4 protein-coding genes are annotated in these 16,740 nt (G+C 55.8%); 1 reads left to right on the top strand and 3 read right to left on the bottom strand.

The window, feature by feature from the left end; all coding sequences use genetic code 11:
• Positions 1–327 precede the first annotated feature (327 nt).
• Positions 328–2,664, top strand: a complete 2,337-nt coding sequence (locus K227x_RS26275; protein ID WP_218933549.1) for a DUF255 domain-containing protein — start codon at positions 328–330, stop codon at positions 2,662–2,664.
• Between the two features lie 775 nt (positions 2,665–3,439).
• Here K227x_RS26275 and K227x_RS26270 read toward each other — a convergent pair.
• From K227x_RS26270 to K227x_RS26260, 3 genes are all read right to left on the bottom strand, one after another.
• Positions 3,440–4,519: a hypothetical protein gene (locus K227x_RS26270; protein ID WP_145175004.1), complete on the bottom strand. Its 1,080-nt coding sequence runs from the start codon at positions 4,517–4,519 to the stop codon at positions 3,440–3,442.
• Positions 4,520–5,553: 1,034 nt separating this feature from the next.
• Complete coding sequence (locus K227x_RS26265; protein WP_145175001.1) at positions 5,554–5,958, bottom strand: hypothetical protein; 405 nt, start codon at positions 5,956–5,958, stop codon at positions 5,554–5,556.
• A 27-nt stretch (positions 5,959–5,985) separates the two neighbouring features.
• Positions 5,986–16,731: a Calx-beta domain-containing protein gene (locus K227x_RS26260; protein WP_218933548.1), complete on the bottom strand. Its 10,746-nt coding sequence runs from the start codon at positions 16,729–16,731 to the stop codon at positions 5,986–5,988.
• Positions 16,732–16,740: the final 9 nt, after the last annotated feature.

Raw genomic sequence — 16,740 nt, 5'->3', positions numbered from 1 at the left:
GTCCCGAGCTGACGATCGCGATTGCCCGCCCGAATTGACGGGCACCACACAAGGTGTGTGCAAACATCGCTGGGCGAATCTTGGGCCGCGCAGGGGAAGGCTGGCCGTTAAACTATCCACTATCGGCTTGTCGTTGAACGAGATAGCCGGGCGAACGTGTCGATCTGCGAAGTTTCCACCCCCACCCCAATGCCACCAACCGAGCTTCCGAGAATGAGAAACTTTGCCTCGCGGATCCTTCTTTGTCTCAGCATGACACTCTGTCCAACGTTCGGGTCATCGCAACAGCCTTCTACGGAAACCCAAACGAAAGAATCAGGTCAGCAGATGCACAAGCACACCAACGCACTGATCAAGGAAACCAGCCCCTATCTGCTCCAGCATGCTCACAACCCGGTGAACTGGATGCCGTGGGGGCCGGAAGCGTTCGCGAAGGCAAAGGCAGAAAATAAGTCTATCTTTTTGTCGGTCGGCTATTCGACGTGTTATTGGTGTCACGTGATGGAACGCGAATCATTTGAGCATCAGGATGTCGCCGACATGATCAACGAACATTTTGTGCCGATAAAAGTTGATCGAGAAGAGCGGCCGGAAGTGGACCAGCAGTACATGATGGCGACGCAACTGGTCACCGGCAGCGGCGGCTGGCCGAACTCGGTTTGGTTGACGCCGGATGGGAAGCCATGGATGGCGGGGACGTACTTTCCGCGTCCGCAGTTCAAACAAGTCTTGCTGCAGCTTTCCGATGTCTGGAAGAATCGCCGCGGTGACGTTGCCAAGCAAGCGGAACAGTTGACGTCCGCGATCGAAAAGCTCGGCTCGGGCAATGCGGAAAGCAAACCGGTCACGATGGAATTGATCACTGCGGCCATCGACATCTCGCTGCAACGATTCGATCCAGCTCACGGCGGATTTGGCGGCGCGCCCAAGTTTCCACCCCATGCGAACCTCGCGTTGTTGTTCGACCGATATCGTCGCGAATCCAGTCCCGACATCCTTCACGTGATCGAAACCACGCTGGACGAAATGGGGCGCGGCGGTGTCTGCGACCAGCTGGGTGGTGGCTTCCACCGGTATTCCACCGACGATCGATGGCTGCTGCCGCACTTTGAAAAGATGCTGTACGACAACGGTCAATTGATGCGGTCCTACACCGACGGCTATCTGCTAACTGAGAATCCACGCCACCGCGAAACCGTCGCTGGAATCTACGACTGGCTGGTCCGCGAAATGACATCGCCCGATGGCGGTTTCTACTCGGCTGTCGATTCCGAAAGCGACGCAGAGGAAGGGAAGTTCTACGTTTGGACCTACAACGAGGTCATCGATGTGCTCGGAAAAGTTGACGGCGAACTGCTGGCAAACGTCTATGGAGTGAATCCGGATGGCAACTTCAAAGAGGAGGCGACGGGGCAGGCGTCCGAGAACAACGTCCTGCATCTGCAGGCGACGATCCAAGATTTTGCCGATCAGCACTCGCTTGATTCCGGCGACCTGGACAAGCGGATGTCGACGCTGCGAGCGAAACTGTTAAGCGAGCGTCAGAAGCGTGAATATCCACACTTGGATGACAAGGTGATCGCAGCCTGGAATGGGCTGATGATCGAAGGGCTTGCCTACGCCGGTCGCCAGCTCGACGAGCCGAAGTATGTCGAAGCAGCCGGGCGTGCCGCCGACTTTATCCTCGACAAGATGGTGAAAGATGGACGGCTGCAACGCACTTACCGAAGCGAGACAGCAAAGATCGATGGCTACTTGAATGACTATGCCTTTGTCGCCGCTGGTTTGTTGGAACTGTATCATGCCACCGATGATGTCAAGTATCTGACCGCTGCCCGGGCGATGGCCGATACCGTGATGCGTGATTTCACCGATCCGCAGAACGGCGGATTTTTCTTCACTGCCACCCCGTCGCCGGGCCAGCAAACTGAGTTTGTGATCCGGTCCAAAGATCTTGGTGGTGGCGGCAATCTGCCCACGGGCAACGGTGTGATGGCGCAAGTCTTATTCGACTTGGGGGATCTGACGGACGACGTGCGGTACACGACTGCGGCCAACCGAACTCTGGACGGCCTATCCGGGTTCCTGTGGCAATCGGCCGGTCAGGCGGACCATTTGCTGATTGCGGCGGCAACATCGCTGCAGAAAAAACAGTCCGATGCGGCGGTTTCCATCAACGATGCCGACGCCGCATTCGAGGCAACCGCGGTCGCAGGCAAAGCCTATCTGTCGCAGGTCAAGTTGAAACCGGGCGACTCGTTTCAGCTGGCGGTTGAACTAAACATCGACGAAGGGTTCCATCTTTATGGGCCCAGTGACGGCATCGATTTTGTGAAGCCGACGGCGATCGCCTTCGCAGCGGCCAACGTTCCGGTTGTTCAGGATGTGGTGTCTCCGGCGGGCCAAGGGAAGATGGACAAAGCGATCGGTCAGGAACTGCAAACGTATCAGGGGCAGGTCACATTCTTTGCGGACTTGCAACTGCCTGATGATGCCGAAGTAGGCTCGGCCGTGCTGACATTCACCGTTTCCACTCAAGCTTGTGACGACCGGCAATGCATGGCCCCAAGCCAATCCAAGGTGGGAATCGAAATCCAGGTATTGCCCACCATCGAAAGCTCCGTTGCCGGAAGGCATCCAGCAGTCTTTTCGCGTCGCCAATAGACAGCTGAGCCCCAGCGGACGCTGACAAGTCCCGAAGCTGGGCTGATCCGTCGCGTCGTTGGCTGCACCACGCCACCAGCCGCAACTCGATTCCCCGCCATTTCGAAATGCGTTCGCCCTGCTCGTCCAACGGAGCCCATCGTTCGCAGCTTAGCTGGTAAATCTCCGAGCCGATCGCTTCATTGTCCATGGAGAGGTCGATCACTAGCAGACACTGGATGTCTCCTTGTATCAGTGATCCAACTTGAATGATGCCGTTTTCGTCAGGATCAAGCTTCCCACTTGATGACGTAACGGTGCCTTCAGAGACGAGATGGATTCGCTCAATTGCGATCCCAGGCGTCGACTCATTCAGGAGGATCTTCTTTGCTTGCTCTGTTCCTATCCGATACCCCGGCCCGATTCCGGCTGAAGCCGGTACTACAAACGGAGCCAATGCGGCGTGTCCTGACAAACCAAACCCCGGCGATTTTACTGTCGCGTCGAGACTCTACTCGTTCGTACGTACCGTTCGTAGTACCGGCTTCAGCCGGCTTTTCGTTCTTTTCCTTTCCGTTCTTTTCCTTTCCTTTCCTTTCCTGGCTCTGTTCATGTCCAATGCCCCGGTCCGATTCCGGCTGAAGCCGGTACTACAAACAGAGCCAATGTGGCGTGCCCTTGAGTAACCATTCCCCGACAGAATTAGTGTCTCCAACACGGTGCAACTCATCTTGTCGGCAGTTCCGTTTGCAGTTGACAGGGGTAAGCGCCAATGACACGCCCCTCCATTGCTGCGTCAATCAGCTACTGTCGCTGGGGCACCCGGCGATTTCTTGTTGTCGCGATTGCGGTCCGGGAAGAACTTGGATGCGTCAATCGGGATCTGTTGCACCTGATCGCCAGTGAGTACCGTCAGAGTGCCCCTGCTGGCGATGCTTTGAATGCTTTCATCGGTCGACTCTATAATCTCGAGAGTCAGTTCACGTACAAATATTTGTTGTCCGTTTGCGTAGGCGGTCGTGATCATCAATGGATCTTTTTGCCAGCCACTTCGCGACAAAGAAAAGTCGCTTGTCTTTCGCAGTTCGAAAATCTCATCTACCGAACCGGTTAGCAAAACCGATGATTCTGAACTGCTTCCGAAGGGGTAGAAGATGTTGAATTCGGTGGAGCTTGGGAGCGGTAGGACACTGTCGTTCGAGACTGCCCAAGCCGCTTTGTCTACCATCAATATGATAAAGTCGACACCGGGGCTGGATCTCACCTGAAATCGTTTCTCTTCACGCGTGCGAGCAAAGTCGACAGCCTTTCGGATGCTTGGGTTCTCCAATTTTAGTAGCCCTGCAGCCTTCATGAGATAGACATTTTCTTGGCGATCTATCATGACTGGACTGTTGCCAACATAGACGGAGCTCTTGGTGATCACGTTTTCCGGTAAATGCACGAAAGCGAGGGGGCGGAGTGTCAGTTTTCGTGATTGGTCTAGCTCGATAGCCGAAGCGGTTGGCTGTCCCGGTTGCGGGGCGAGGTCCCATGTCATGGGGGTCAGGCTTGCTGGGATTACTCGTGTGTTGGAATCGTTTTTCAGTTCAAGATAGTCAAATTGAGCTTTCGGTTGTTGTGAGCCATCGCTGGGAAGCGTCTTAGGGGAGTGCGTTGACTGCGGATTCGTTACTACATGCGTGATGCCATGACACAACGGAATCGTATCGCCATCGTCCAATTCTATGAACTGACGCGCGTAGAATGCGACTCCGTGTTCAGTAGGCCAGTCACTCTCGATCAAACTGTAGACGACTCCATCAGGTTCGTCGGCAAGCAGTGTCTCAGCAAGGAAGGCCGCAAGAAGTATCAGGGGAATGGCAAGCAATCTCATTGTGATCCCGTCATGTCTGTGGATGGGGAAAGGAACACGGCTACTGCGTCAAATTTGGGTCGGAAACAGCTGTGTGCCGTGCTGACTTTTATCTCCGATTCTCTGGTCCGATTCCGGCTGAAGCCGGTACTACAAACGGAGCCAATGCAGCGTGTCCTGACGAACCAAACCCCGGCGATTTCACCGGCGCGTCGAGACTCTTCTCGTTCGTTCGTACGTTCCGTTCGTAGTACCGGCTTCAGCCGGATTTTCTTTCCTTTCCTGGCTCTGTTCATGTCCAATGCCCCGGTCCGATTCCGGCTGAAGCCGGTACTACAAACAGAGCCAATGTGGCGTGCCCTGACTGACCAAACCCCGGCGATTTTACCGGCGCGTCGAGACTCTTCTCGTTCGTTCATACGTTCCGTTCGTAGTACCGGCTTCAGCCGGCCTTTCCTCTCCTTTCCTGGCTCTGTTCATGTCCAATGCCCCGGCTCGATTCCGGCTGAAGCCGGTACTACAAACGGAGCCAATGTGGCGTGTCCTTGAGTAGCCATTTCCCGACGAAATTAGTGTCTCCAACACGGTGCGACTCATCTTGTCGGCAGTTCCGTTTGCGGGCGACCAGGGCCGCGCCAATGACGGCTGCGGACACGCTCCTCCGTTGCTTCGTCAATCAACTACTGGCGCTGGGACGCTTGGCGATTTCTTGTCCTGCTCGCAACGCTATGAATCAAGTCGTTCTGCACTCTCGCAATCTCAGGGCGATGCTCTTGTACGAAAAATTGTCGGTACTGGCGGGGCGGGTGATATCACAGGGCTGGCAAAGATGCGGTTTCGCCGAGATGAATCTCAATCGCTTGCAGAACAAGCCACAGACGATTTCGAGTTGCCCAGGAGTTGTCTGAGTCAATTCCCGTGATGCGGTAAATCTTCACATGGCGTCCGGTAGTTGTGAAGTGCCTAATCTGCCAATCGGAATTTGGGATGGGCACATTGACTGCGTTTTCGCAAATAGCGTCTAGAAGGCGTCGTCTAAATTGATTCGCGGAGAACTATTCTGATCCAGCTGACGCAAGATGCCCCTTGAAACGAGCTTCCCATTTGTTTTCTCCTCTGTATGCGATTTCCAAGCAAGTTCGATCAGTGCTAGAGTCAAAATTTCCAATGGAGATCTGTTCGATGATTGGAGTTTCCCGAGCAATGCCTTCGCTATCTACCTTGAACCATGTCAGGGTGAGCTGTTCAGGGACGTATTCTGGGGGCACGGTCGCGGAGGATTCATATTCTCCCAGTAGCCCGCAAGCGATTTTTGGATTTATTGGCGCGAGAGTTTCAACGAAAACTTTGTGTCCCGAACTGTTGATAAATGAGAATTGGCTCGTCTTGCCAGAACATCCAGTGAAGGAGATTTGGAAAAAGATGCCTGCAGCTAGCGTCCAGATGGATTTTGTGTTCATTCGGAGATGTCGCAATCTTTGGATTGCCTACTTCATTGGAGGAATTGGTCTCGGAATTGATTCTCGCCCTGAGTCCGTGAACTGAGGCGTACTCCAGCGATAGTAGTTTTCGAGTCTAGCTCGATAACGCATGTCATATGATCCGCGTGACCAAACGCTGTTATGGAGCATATCGGTCGATCGTACCGTGCGATGAGCAAATCCAGAATCGACCACTTTCAAGAAACGGTTGGCAACGTATTCATCGTACGAATCTCGTAAAACACCATTAGTTGCGTCGGGTGACAGCGGCACTTGTGCCACGGGAACGCCAGACTCTCTCGCTCGATCAATCATCCATCCTAGAGCAATATCAGAGAGTCCTCGATCAAGGTATCCACCCCCAACATTCGAATGAGCGCCAGCGAACCAAACCTCAGTTACAAGTTCTTGGTTTGCTGCGGTACTTTGACGTTTAACCCGAAAGGTCTTTCGGTGCTCGTCGAGTGCCATTGCGTGGAATGTCATGATTCCTGCAGGCACCGTGGTCGTGAATCCAGGCTCAATGTCATTCGACAATCCCATCGCAAAAACCGTGTCGAACAGTCCGACGAAGCGAATTAGGATTTCATTAGCGTTTGCGTAGTCAATGATTTCGTTCGTGAAGTCAACAGCTTCAGCGGCGCCACGAGAGAAACCGATGACGTCAATTACTCGCTCGGCATTCGGGTTGTTGTCGAAATGACGTTTTACATCGTTCACGGCAGAGTAGATGATTTTCTTGGCGCCTTCCCCAAACGCGGCGCCGAAAAGATCTGTACTTCGTACGCCAACTCCCTCATAGTATAGGACTCGACCATCGTAGTTGCGTCTAAATATGTTTACGTTAGTTCGTGCAGGAATATCAAAGTCTGTATTTAGGTCACTGTTTCCGGTCCCCTCAAATGCTACGAGCACGAGTCCCGTTGGATCCGTGGCGTTTGTTGGGCTATTGCCTACGTAGCGGTAGAGGTTGGAGTCGCCGGCGTTGAAGCCGATGGGGTCTTGGCTGATGAATTGGCCGTTGGCGGGATCGTAGTAGCGGGCGCGGTAGTAGTAGAGGTCGCTTTCGAGGTCGCGTTGACGCCCGGTGTAGCCGAATCGAGTCTGGACCTCGGAGTTGGTCTGTTCGGTCTCCACGCCGAAGACGTCGTAGTAGATGTGGGTCTGAGCCACGACCGTGTCGGCCGCTTCATCCCAACGGAGAACGTCGCGGACGGAACCGAGATGGTCGGTGGCCGCAAAACTGACGTCCTGTCGCTGGCCTGTGACAGCGTCGAAGTGTTCTTCGGCTAGCACTTGGTCCACCATGGGGCCGTGCAGAATCTGTTCGATCACATTGCCATCGCGGTCCATGACCGCGATCAGGTGATCGCCATCATGCACATATCGCTGGTCGCCATCGTCGGGATTCCCGTCGCTGCTGCCGTCATAGCCGCTGTAGTCGTAGCTAGAACTGTATTCCTCGATCTGTTTGGCAACGCGTCGGTCAAAGGCGTCGTAGGTGTATTGCACGTGACGGTATGGGTTGCCGTCTTCAAAGACGCGGATGTCGGTCAGTCGCCCGCGGTGATCCCACTGGTAAGTTTCATAGCTGTCGTCGTAGCCGGACCCGCTGCTTTCGTACCCGCCGTAGCTGTCTGCTCCGCTTCCGTAGCTCCCGTAGTCGTACCCACCACTTCCATATCCACCGCTTCCGTATCCACCACCCCCGTATCCTCCGGTTTCGCCGCCGGGGCTCGTGGACGGTGCAATGCTGTTGTGGCTGCCGGGAGTTCCGTGGGGGACGGTTTCCCAGTTGTCGCCGACATTGTTTGGCGATGTTGGCTCGATCACTTGGATCGCTTCGCCGACTCCAGCGGTCGGCCATCCGTTGCCGCCATAGGTCACGACATCTGCGACTGAGCCATCGGCACGCTGCAGTGTCAGGGTTTCGCCGCTCGGATCCAGGGAACCGTTGAAGGTTCCTGCGAGAGAGATGGCTGTTCCATAGGCGGATTCGAAGGCCGTTGGGTTGTTGGCGAACACCGCTATTGCTCCCGGATCGAGTGTGACACCGGCGGGGATCCGTAATTCCAATCCGTCTTGGATCGTCCACTCGGACAAGTTCACTGGCGAACTGCCCACGTTGGCAAGTTCGATGTACTGCGCGTCCGGGTCGGTCGGGTTGGCCATCAGTTCCGTGATCACGACTCGATCAAACCCTGCATCGCCAACGGACGCCGTTCCGCGTTGGATCCTTGCCCCTTCTTGGTTGTACCGATACTGATATTTGCCATCACTGACCAGTTGGTTGTTGGCAGCGACGTCCAGGTCTTGAACCGAGTTACCATCGGCAACTCGGATTCGATTCCCGGCGGCGTCAAAGTCGTAATCGTTCGGCTGGTCAATGAGGGTCGACTGAACCTGGTCGAGTTGTCCGGCGGCATCGTAGGTGAACGATTGCACGCCATCGAGGTTTGAGTATATCTGTCTTAGCAACGTCGTTTTGTCGCCGTAGGTCAGTGTATAGTTTAGTTCGGCGGGAGACGTGCCGCCAGCATTCTGCAACAAGTCATGCTGGATCGAATGCAGGCGTCCAGCTGCATCGAATTGATATTCTGTATCGACCACTGGGCCGGTGGTGGTACCCGTGGTGACCGCCGTCAACCTGCTGGCTTGGTCGTATCCGAAACTCGCCTGCAAGCCACCACGTCCAGGACCGTTGTCGCGATCGATCGAATTGGTTCTGCCGAAACTGTCGTATCCATAGACGTCCGACAATTCCGTTCCCGATGTTGCGGGAACGTCCAGTTCGCGGACGGTCCGGTCGCCAAATGGGTTGTAATCAAAGTGGACGGTTGCCCAATCGTCGAAGGCCATCACGAAGGATGATTCAGACCGCAGACGTCCGAATCCATCATGCGAAAGTGCATTGACGGTGTCAGCGTCGCTGACCCATCGTAGGCTTCCGTCGGGATCGTAGAGGAACTCAAATTCTTTGACGTATTGGCTCGGGGCGTCGGGGTCCATCCAATATTCGCCGGTCAATAGACCCAGATTGTCGTATTCGTACTGCGTCACCAGACCGTCGCGGTTGGTGACCTGCGTGACGTTGCCGGCCGCGTCATACTGAAAGGTTCGGAGGGCGCCGGTTGGATTCGCGTCTGCTTGCACTCGCCCCAGGGGATCGTAGGTCCACGACGTGATATTGCCAGCACTGTCCTCTAGCGTCTGGCGGCGACCGGCAGCATCGTAGGTGTAGGTTGTCACATTGTCGCCGCTGCGTTGACGGCGCAGTTGGCCGTTGTCGTAGTAGCTGTACTCTGTGGTGATGCCGAGGGAATCCGTTTCCTGAATCATGCGGCCGAAGTCATCGTAGAGATAGCTCTGGCGAACTCCATTGTCGACAAGCGTTCGATTTCCGGCGCTGTCATACTGATACTGAGTGACTTGGCCGTCGGGGGCGGTCACGCTTTGGGTGCGGCCGTATTGGTCGTACTGGATGTTCGTGGTCAACCATTCGCTTTTGGACCTGTCCAGCAGCTTGATCGTGGTTGGCGAATCGATCCCGGGGACCGCATAGATGAATTGTTGGCTGGTTCCGTCACCCGAGGCGGAATACAGGACTCGTCCCAGCGAATCGTAGTACTGCGTCTGCGTGACCTGATCGCCGAAGACGGGGTCAAAGTGAGAGGCTGAGGTGACGCGGTCATTGCCATCGTACTGGAAGGTGGTGATGACGCCCTGCCCCAAGCTCATTGCCGGATTCGTCTTGGTTTGAACTCGCCCAAATTCATCGCGTTGGTAGGTCGTCACCATCGGCTGTCGCGGCCCGTTGCCATCGGGATCAGGCGATTTGGTTTGGACGACTTCGTTGAACAGGTTCAGCTCCGAAACCGTAAAGTTGCCGCGTGCATCTCGATTGCCCGAGGGAGCCCCGGACGCATCGAACAGGGTGGAAAGGATCGGCGTTTTGCCGTCCCCCGAAGTGATGCTTGGCGACGGGAGGATTGTTTGGACGTGACGGTTCAGGTCGTCGTAGACCAGTCGAGTCGTGCCTGCGGCGGTCTGCGTCGAAATCTTTCGTCCAATCGCATCGTAGTCATGCCGCTGCGAGATCGACTGGTTGGCATGTGATGATTGTCGGCTCGATTCCAGCAGTCCGTCGTCAAAGTAGCTGTATTGTGTTTCAGAGAATTCGCCATTGGATCCGGTCGTAACCTCGCTGAGCAAACGTCCAGACGCTGTGTACGTGTACTGGGTCGTGACGGTCGTCTGGGGAAGCGCACCGGGCGTCCGGCTCTGGGTCAGCCGGCCGTCTTGATAGTCGTATTCGGTTCGCCGAAGTTGGGCATCCGTGGCGCTCGCCAAGAACCCAAATTCATCGTACGTATAGGTCTGCTCCGGACGAATGCCGTAGATCTCCGGTTGAAGGACCTTCTTTGGACGGCTCATGGCGTCACGCTGCGGATAGTCCACTCGCCGATTGGCCAACATGTCGTGTTGGTACAGCACTGCGCCGAGGACATCGTAACCCGTCAGCGAATATTCCAACGGAGTTGAATCGGCCATCACGCGTGAGGTTGCGTACGGGCGGTCAAGATTGTCATACGCGGTATCTCGTCGTCGCGATTGAGGATCGACGACTTGCGTTGAGTTGCGTCGGTTGTCGTAATCGTAAGTCGTCGTGCGAGGCGCCGTCGTGCCATCCCCGATCGTTTGGCTGGAAACCAGCCCCGCCCGATGGCCGGACGGATAGTATTCGTATCGCGTCACCAATCCATCGCGGTCGGTGATGGTTTCTATCTGTCCCGCCAGTGCCGAGCCTGCCGACGTGTACGTGAAGCTTTCAACCGCATGCTCGGGTTCGTGTTGGTTCAACCGGCCAAGGTAGTTGATGATTCGTAGCGAATCGGAGGCCGACACATAGCCGCCACCGTCAACGTCTAGCCATCCGGCGGCGGTCGCGGAACTCTGGATGCCTGTCAGCACGGCACTCGCATCATTCGCATTGACGATGCCATCGCCGTTGGCGTCGAACCGATCGGCCGGGTTCGTCGATGATCCGATGTAGCCCGATCGGTTGTTGTCGGGATTGTTGGCGATCGATGAAATCTCTTTGTAAACATGCAGCACATTGCCGTATTCGTCCAGATCGTATGTCGTCACCCGACCCAGACGGTCGGTGTGCTGTGTGATCTGGCCGGTGGTTTCATCGTAGGTGTACTCTTCCACGCCGCGTGAGGTTGTGATCGATAGCGGTCTTCCAAAATCGTCGTACGTGTAGGTTGTTTCGGTGTCTGTGTCGGCGTCCGATGTTTGCTGGATCTGTTCAGGGAGACCATCTTCGTTGCGAGTGATCTGGGCGGTGAATTCGTGGCTGGTGGTGATGTCGGTGGGTTGCTGGAAATCGTCCATCGACGTTTGGGTTGTCACCTGTAGGAAGTCCACGGATGCGAAGATCGTCTCCGGATCGATCCCTTCGAACGGTGCATCCTTGGACGTGGGGATGTCGACCACACCTTTCCATTTTAACGCGTCCATTTGACGAACGGCATCGTCCGCACGCGTGAACTGTGCGATTCGATGGATGTCGAAGGTCCAGTTGATCGCACCGCTTTCCGAGTCCACGTTGTAGTCGGTGATCGTGTCGTACTGGAAACTGGATTCGCCGCCCGCTGGGTCTCGCAGCAGTCTAGGGAGATCCGAGCTTGCGTCGTATTGAAGCTGCCAGACGGCAGCAGGCAACGGGCCATGGTCATCGGGGTCGGGCCACGTGATTTGTTCCAGTTTGTCGGCGACGACATCGTAGGTCCACACGCGGCCAGCAAAGTCCGTCACGGTGTTCAGCGTGCCGCCGTCGTAGTCAAAGGTCGTTTCCAGACCGGTCGCACTGGTGATCGTGCCGATTTCCATCGGTTCCCCATCGCCGTTCCCGTCGACATAGGAATAGCTGCGAGTGTTGTGGTTTCGATCTTCCCTGCGATCGAGTCGCCCGAGCGCATCAAAATAGAGTGTTTCACCGCTGGTCCCTTGCAGGACGAATTCGTCGTATTCGAACTTTAGTTTTTCGAAAGTGCCTTCGGGGGCGGTGTAAGTACCGGCGTCGGCGCTGGAGTAGTGCCAAACCGAGCCATCGGGTTTCAGCAGTCCCAGCCCGTCGGATTCCTGCAGCGTGGACGGCCGCGTCCCATCAACCTCGATGACCGGCAACAGTCGATAGGTCTCGTTGGCCAGCCATCCTTTTCCGCCCGCACTATCGTCCAGGTTCACCACCGGAAAGATGAACTCTTTCGATTTGCCAAAACCAATCGGTTCACTAACACCCGCGTTAACCAGAGCGGTCACGGTCACGTCGCTCTTGTACAGGCCTTCGTCGCCGTTGAACTTCAGAGCCTTGCCGAACGCAAAGTGATCATCGCCGGTGACATAGAACTCTTCCAGTTCGGTGCCACCCGCTTCGATTTTGACGGAATACGAGTCGGGCAAAAATGTGGAGTCCTTGTCGACCTGGATTTCCCAGTGGCTGATTTGGCGTGGGGCGAACGGGCCGTCGATATGCAGGCTGCCGAACGGGTCGGCGCCAATGCCAAGGATCGCAGTGCCCTCTGCATCATTCCAGTTGGCGGTCGTGCCGCCCGATTCGACGGTCACGTTCGGGTTGTCTGGTCCCAACCAGTCGTAGTGTCGGTCAAAGTCAAATTCAAATGCATCGTCGTCAACGATGGTGCCGATTCCTTGTGCGTCGGTGATGGTCACTGACCCCAGGGCAGCAGCGGGGAACGACGGCAGATTGGTGTTGCAGGTCGGTGTTTGGGGGCTGGAGGGTACGGGATAGCCGAGGTCCTCTTTGAGTCGTGCGTTGCTGAGCACCACTTCGAATTTTTCATTCCTCTCGGGATTCCAGTCGCCATTGATCGCGACCGAGATGCTCTGGTCTCTCCCGTAGTTTCCGCCAATGATCAGCGTTCCATGCTGTGGCCCGTCACTGCCGATCGGGCCACTGGTGCTGCCACACGAAAGCGGTCGGAAATCGTCCGGGGTTTCTGCATGTAGGTTGGCGGGGAATCCCGAGTTCGATCCGAGTTCGCGAATTTCCCAATCCACGAAAATGACTTTCCATTTTTGCGGACTCGGTGAAACCGTGACGGGGAACGAAATGGTGTTGGGCGCCTCGTAAAAGGAATTGCCTTCGATGACCGATCCGTTGCCGATTGACAGTTGGTAGTCGTTGTCGACGATGGTCCCCAACGCATTCATATCGCCGGGTTGGACGGCATTTTCCGCCGGCAGCGGGGCGCCACCGGATCCCGTGTCGGTGGGCAGTGCGATGTGGACGTTGAACTGTTCGTGGCTTTCGATTCGGTTGTCGTCGATGGTGGGGACGGCGACGTTCGTGTACGTGCTATAGGACGGGATGGTGATCGAGATCGGGTTTAGGATGCCGTTGCTGTTGTCGCCGTCGCTGGGGAACCCCGTGTAGTCCAGCAGATGTTTGGCGGTGCCGTCCGAAGTCCAGGCCGTCAGATCGGTGTCAAACTTGGACGGATGGCTGAGTGTGGTCTTAAAGAAAAACGTATTGCCCTCTTCGCCGTACGTGTCGTGGATGCTGACGGTCGGGCGTTCTTCGTCGTCCAGGATGTCGCCCGTCCCCTCCGCTTCGTGGTTTTTGATCCACGGGCTATCGCTGGTGGCTTTCAGATAAAAGGATTCGGTTTGTTCATAGATGTTGTCGTCCGCTAGGTCGACGATGACGGTGTGTTCCAGCGGCTTGCCATCCTGGTCAGGGTCTGGGTCCAGCCCAAACGTGTAGGAGCCTTTCTTCGTGATGTAGTCCTCGCCGCTGATGGCGCTGCCGTCGGCGGTCGCGTAGTTGACCGTGACAGGTTGCCCGACAGGTCCATCGATCGAGATCTTGAAATAGACCTTTCCGGGAGCGAAGAAGATGGGGCTGAATTCAAAGTCGATCCCGTCGCTGACGTCCAAGGTCACCGGTAGATCGTCGTTGGTGATCGTGCCGATCGCCTGGTCATCTGTAACGATGACGGTGACCTCCTGTCCGATGCTGGATTTCTCTGAATAGGCTTCGGATATTTCCACTTTCATAAACTCGGTCAGTTCGACATCACGGTCTCCGTGAATCGCCACGATGACGTCTTGGGTTGTTTGCCCCTCTTCGAACTTCAGCGTGCCGGACGTGTTGCTGTCGCTGATTTGCAGGTCACCCTCTTCGTCGTACTTGGCAAGTTTCCAGTCGGCTGGGGACACTGCGATATGTTCGGTCCAATCGTCCGTCTCGCCGACGATTTCGGTGATGTCGTCTTGGTCCAGTTCGCTGGCGTCGTAGTGGACATGGATGACCTCGCCAGAATTGGGGGCGCGAGAGAGCGTGACAGGAAATTTCAACAGTTTGACCTCGCTGGGGTCCCACCCGTCATTCCCTTCGACCGATTCTTGGTCGCCGATTTCGATTTCGATGGGTGTGTCGTCGTTGCGTATTTCACCGATGGCGATCCGATTGGGAACGTTCAATTGGGGACCGTCGGTACCGTCTGGTGCAGTCGATCCTTCCATCGTGATTTCGAGGGTCAGGTATTCGCTTTGCTCTTCCAACCAGTCGCCGCGGACCAAGACATCCACCTCTTGAACGCTTTCACCGGCGGCAAAAGTGGCGATCTCGGTGTACACGTTGTTCTGGTGCTTGCCGTCTAGTTTCCAGTCAAATATTGGCCCAGCCATGTATTTGATTTGGTTCTCGGTGATCTGTTTTTCGCTCGCTAGTTCCGCTTCCGTGATCGTTCGGACATCGTATTTCACCTTTACCTCGTGTCCGGCAGACGGCGGACGCGATAGTTCAATCTTGAACTTCAGGATGTTCGGATCGTCGAAATAGTGGTTTCCTTCGATCACCCAGGTGTCGTCGACCGTGATGTCGATCGGCGAATCATCGTCACGGATCACGCCGATCGCGGTGCGGTCGATGTAGGTGGAGCTGATGCCGGTTGAATCGGTCCACACCAGTTCCAGTTGGATGCTTTCCTCTTCCTCGGTCATCGAGTCGCCATTGATCGCGACATAGACCTTTTGAGTCGATTGCCCCGGCAGGAATTCGATTGTTCCGGTATCGCCTTCGATGATTTCGTAACCGTCGCCGTTGGGCTGGGCCAGTTTCCAGTCGACTGCATGCGTGGCGGTGATATCGCTGACCGCGTAGTCGACGATCAGTTTGTGCCCCGATGGGATGGATGGCCCGACGGAGACGACGAATTCCATGATGTTCGGGTCGTTCCAGCCGTCCTGGCCTTCGATGGTGCTGGCGTCCGAAACGCTCAGTTCGTAGTGCGCGTCGTCGTTTTCGATCAAGGCAAACTCGGTCTCTGTTTCATGCGATACCGTGATCTCGCCCATCAAGTGGTTGTAAGGTCTTGTTGCACTTGATCCGGTCAGCTTTGCGGCGATCACTTCGTCATATTCGGCATGCCATTCACCATTGAGCGGGGCGTAGATCAATTGGCTGGTGGGAGAGTCGCCGGTGAAGGTTAAAGTCCCCGAATAGACATGCTGGTCGTTCATGGGGGTGTAGTCCAGCGTCGTGCCATCTTGGTTCAGCGTCGCGTGACGCCAATCGTTGCTGCTGGCCGGGAAGACTTCATTCAGATGCTCGATCATGAACCATGTCGGGTTGAACAGCGTGTAATCGACGGTGATCACATCGTCGGGGACGGGTGCCGGATCGATCGTGGCTGTGTACGTGACCATCGCGGGATCGTGAGTTGTTTCAGGGTAGCCTTGGTTTCCTTCGGTCTTGCTGTGGGGCGTCAGCGTGACTTTGTAATTGATGTCGAAGTCGTCCAAGATGGTGCCGGTGCCATCGGCGATAACGGTGGCGAATCCCGAAGCAATGCTGCCATCCACCGTAAAGGTTTCACTGCGTTCGGCCAGGTTGTCATCGATCGCGGTGACATAAATGACCGTCTCTGCATTGCCCATGTCGTCCGGATACAGCGACACCAACAATGGCCCACTGTCGCGAAAGTCCAAGCCTTCTTTGGCGCTACCGTCCACCAGTTCGATGTTGACGAACACCGCACCGGTCAGACCCGTTCCAATGACCCGAAAAGTCGTTTCAGTACCCTCATAGAATGACGAATTCGTGATTTGCACTTGCCCCTTGGGTGGTCCCGGATTCGGATGGGGAGCCGGTGTCGGATTGGGAGTTGGATCCGGGTTCGGGGTGGGTGTTGGATTCGGTCGTGGGTCTGGATTCGGATTCGGTGTTGGGTCTGGATTCGGATTCGGTGTTGGGTCTGGATTCGGATTGGGAACCGGGTTCGGCGTTGGGTCGGGGGCAGGATCCGGTGATGGGTCCGGAACAGGAGAACAGAAGCTGCCGCCGTAGCTGCAGGAGTCATAACCGAAGCCATCGTTCATCTCGCCTTCGGCGTGTCCGAACAAAAACAGCGGCGATTGGTCGGATGCGGAAGAGATCGACCGGCCACCTTCGAAGCGGTATTCCAGAGAGTCCAGGTGGATGTTGGACGCGGCATCTGACTCCGTGATCGATGCATCGTTGCCATCATCCGGTGGCGTATGATTGGATGTCGTCGTGGACGAAAATCCCGCAGCGGACGACTGGTTTGGCTGGTGGACTTCGCCCGGCGGTGGTTCCATGTCTCCGGCAAGCAGGCGGCGATCTTCAAGCTGTTCGACCAATAGACGACGTTTGGGAGTGTCGTGTGACCGGTCGGTCTTTGCAGTCGATTCAGTTCGCATCGGAGTGGG

It is taken from the genome of Rubripirellula lacrimiformis, assembly GCF_007741535.1.
GTDB lineage: Bacteria > Planctomycetota > Planctomycetia > Pirellulales > Pirellulaceae > Rubripirellula > Rubripirellula lacrimiformis.
This window is presented reverse-complemented; position numbering and strand designations above follow the sequence as displayed.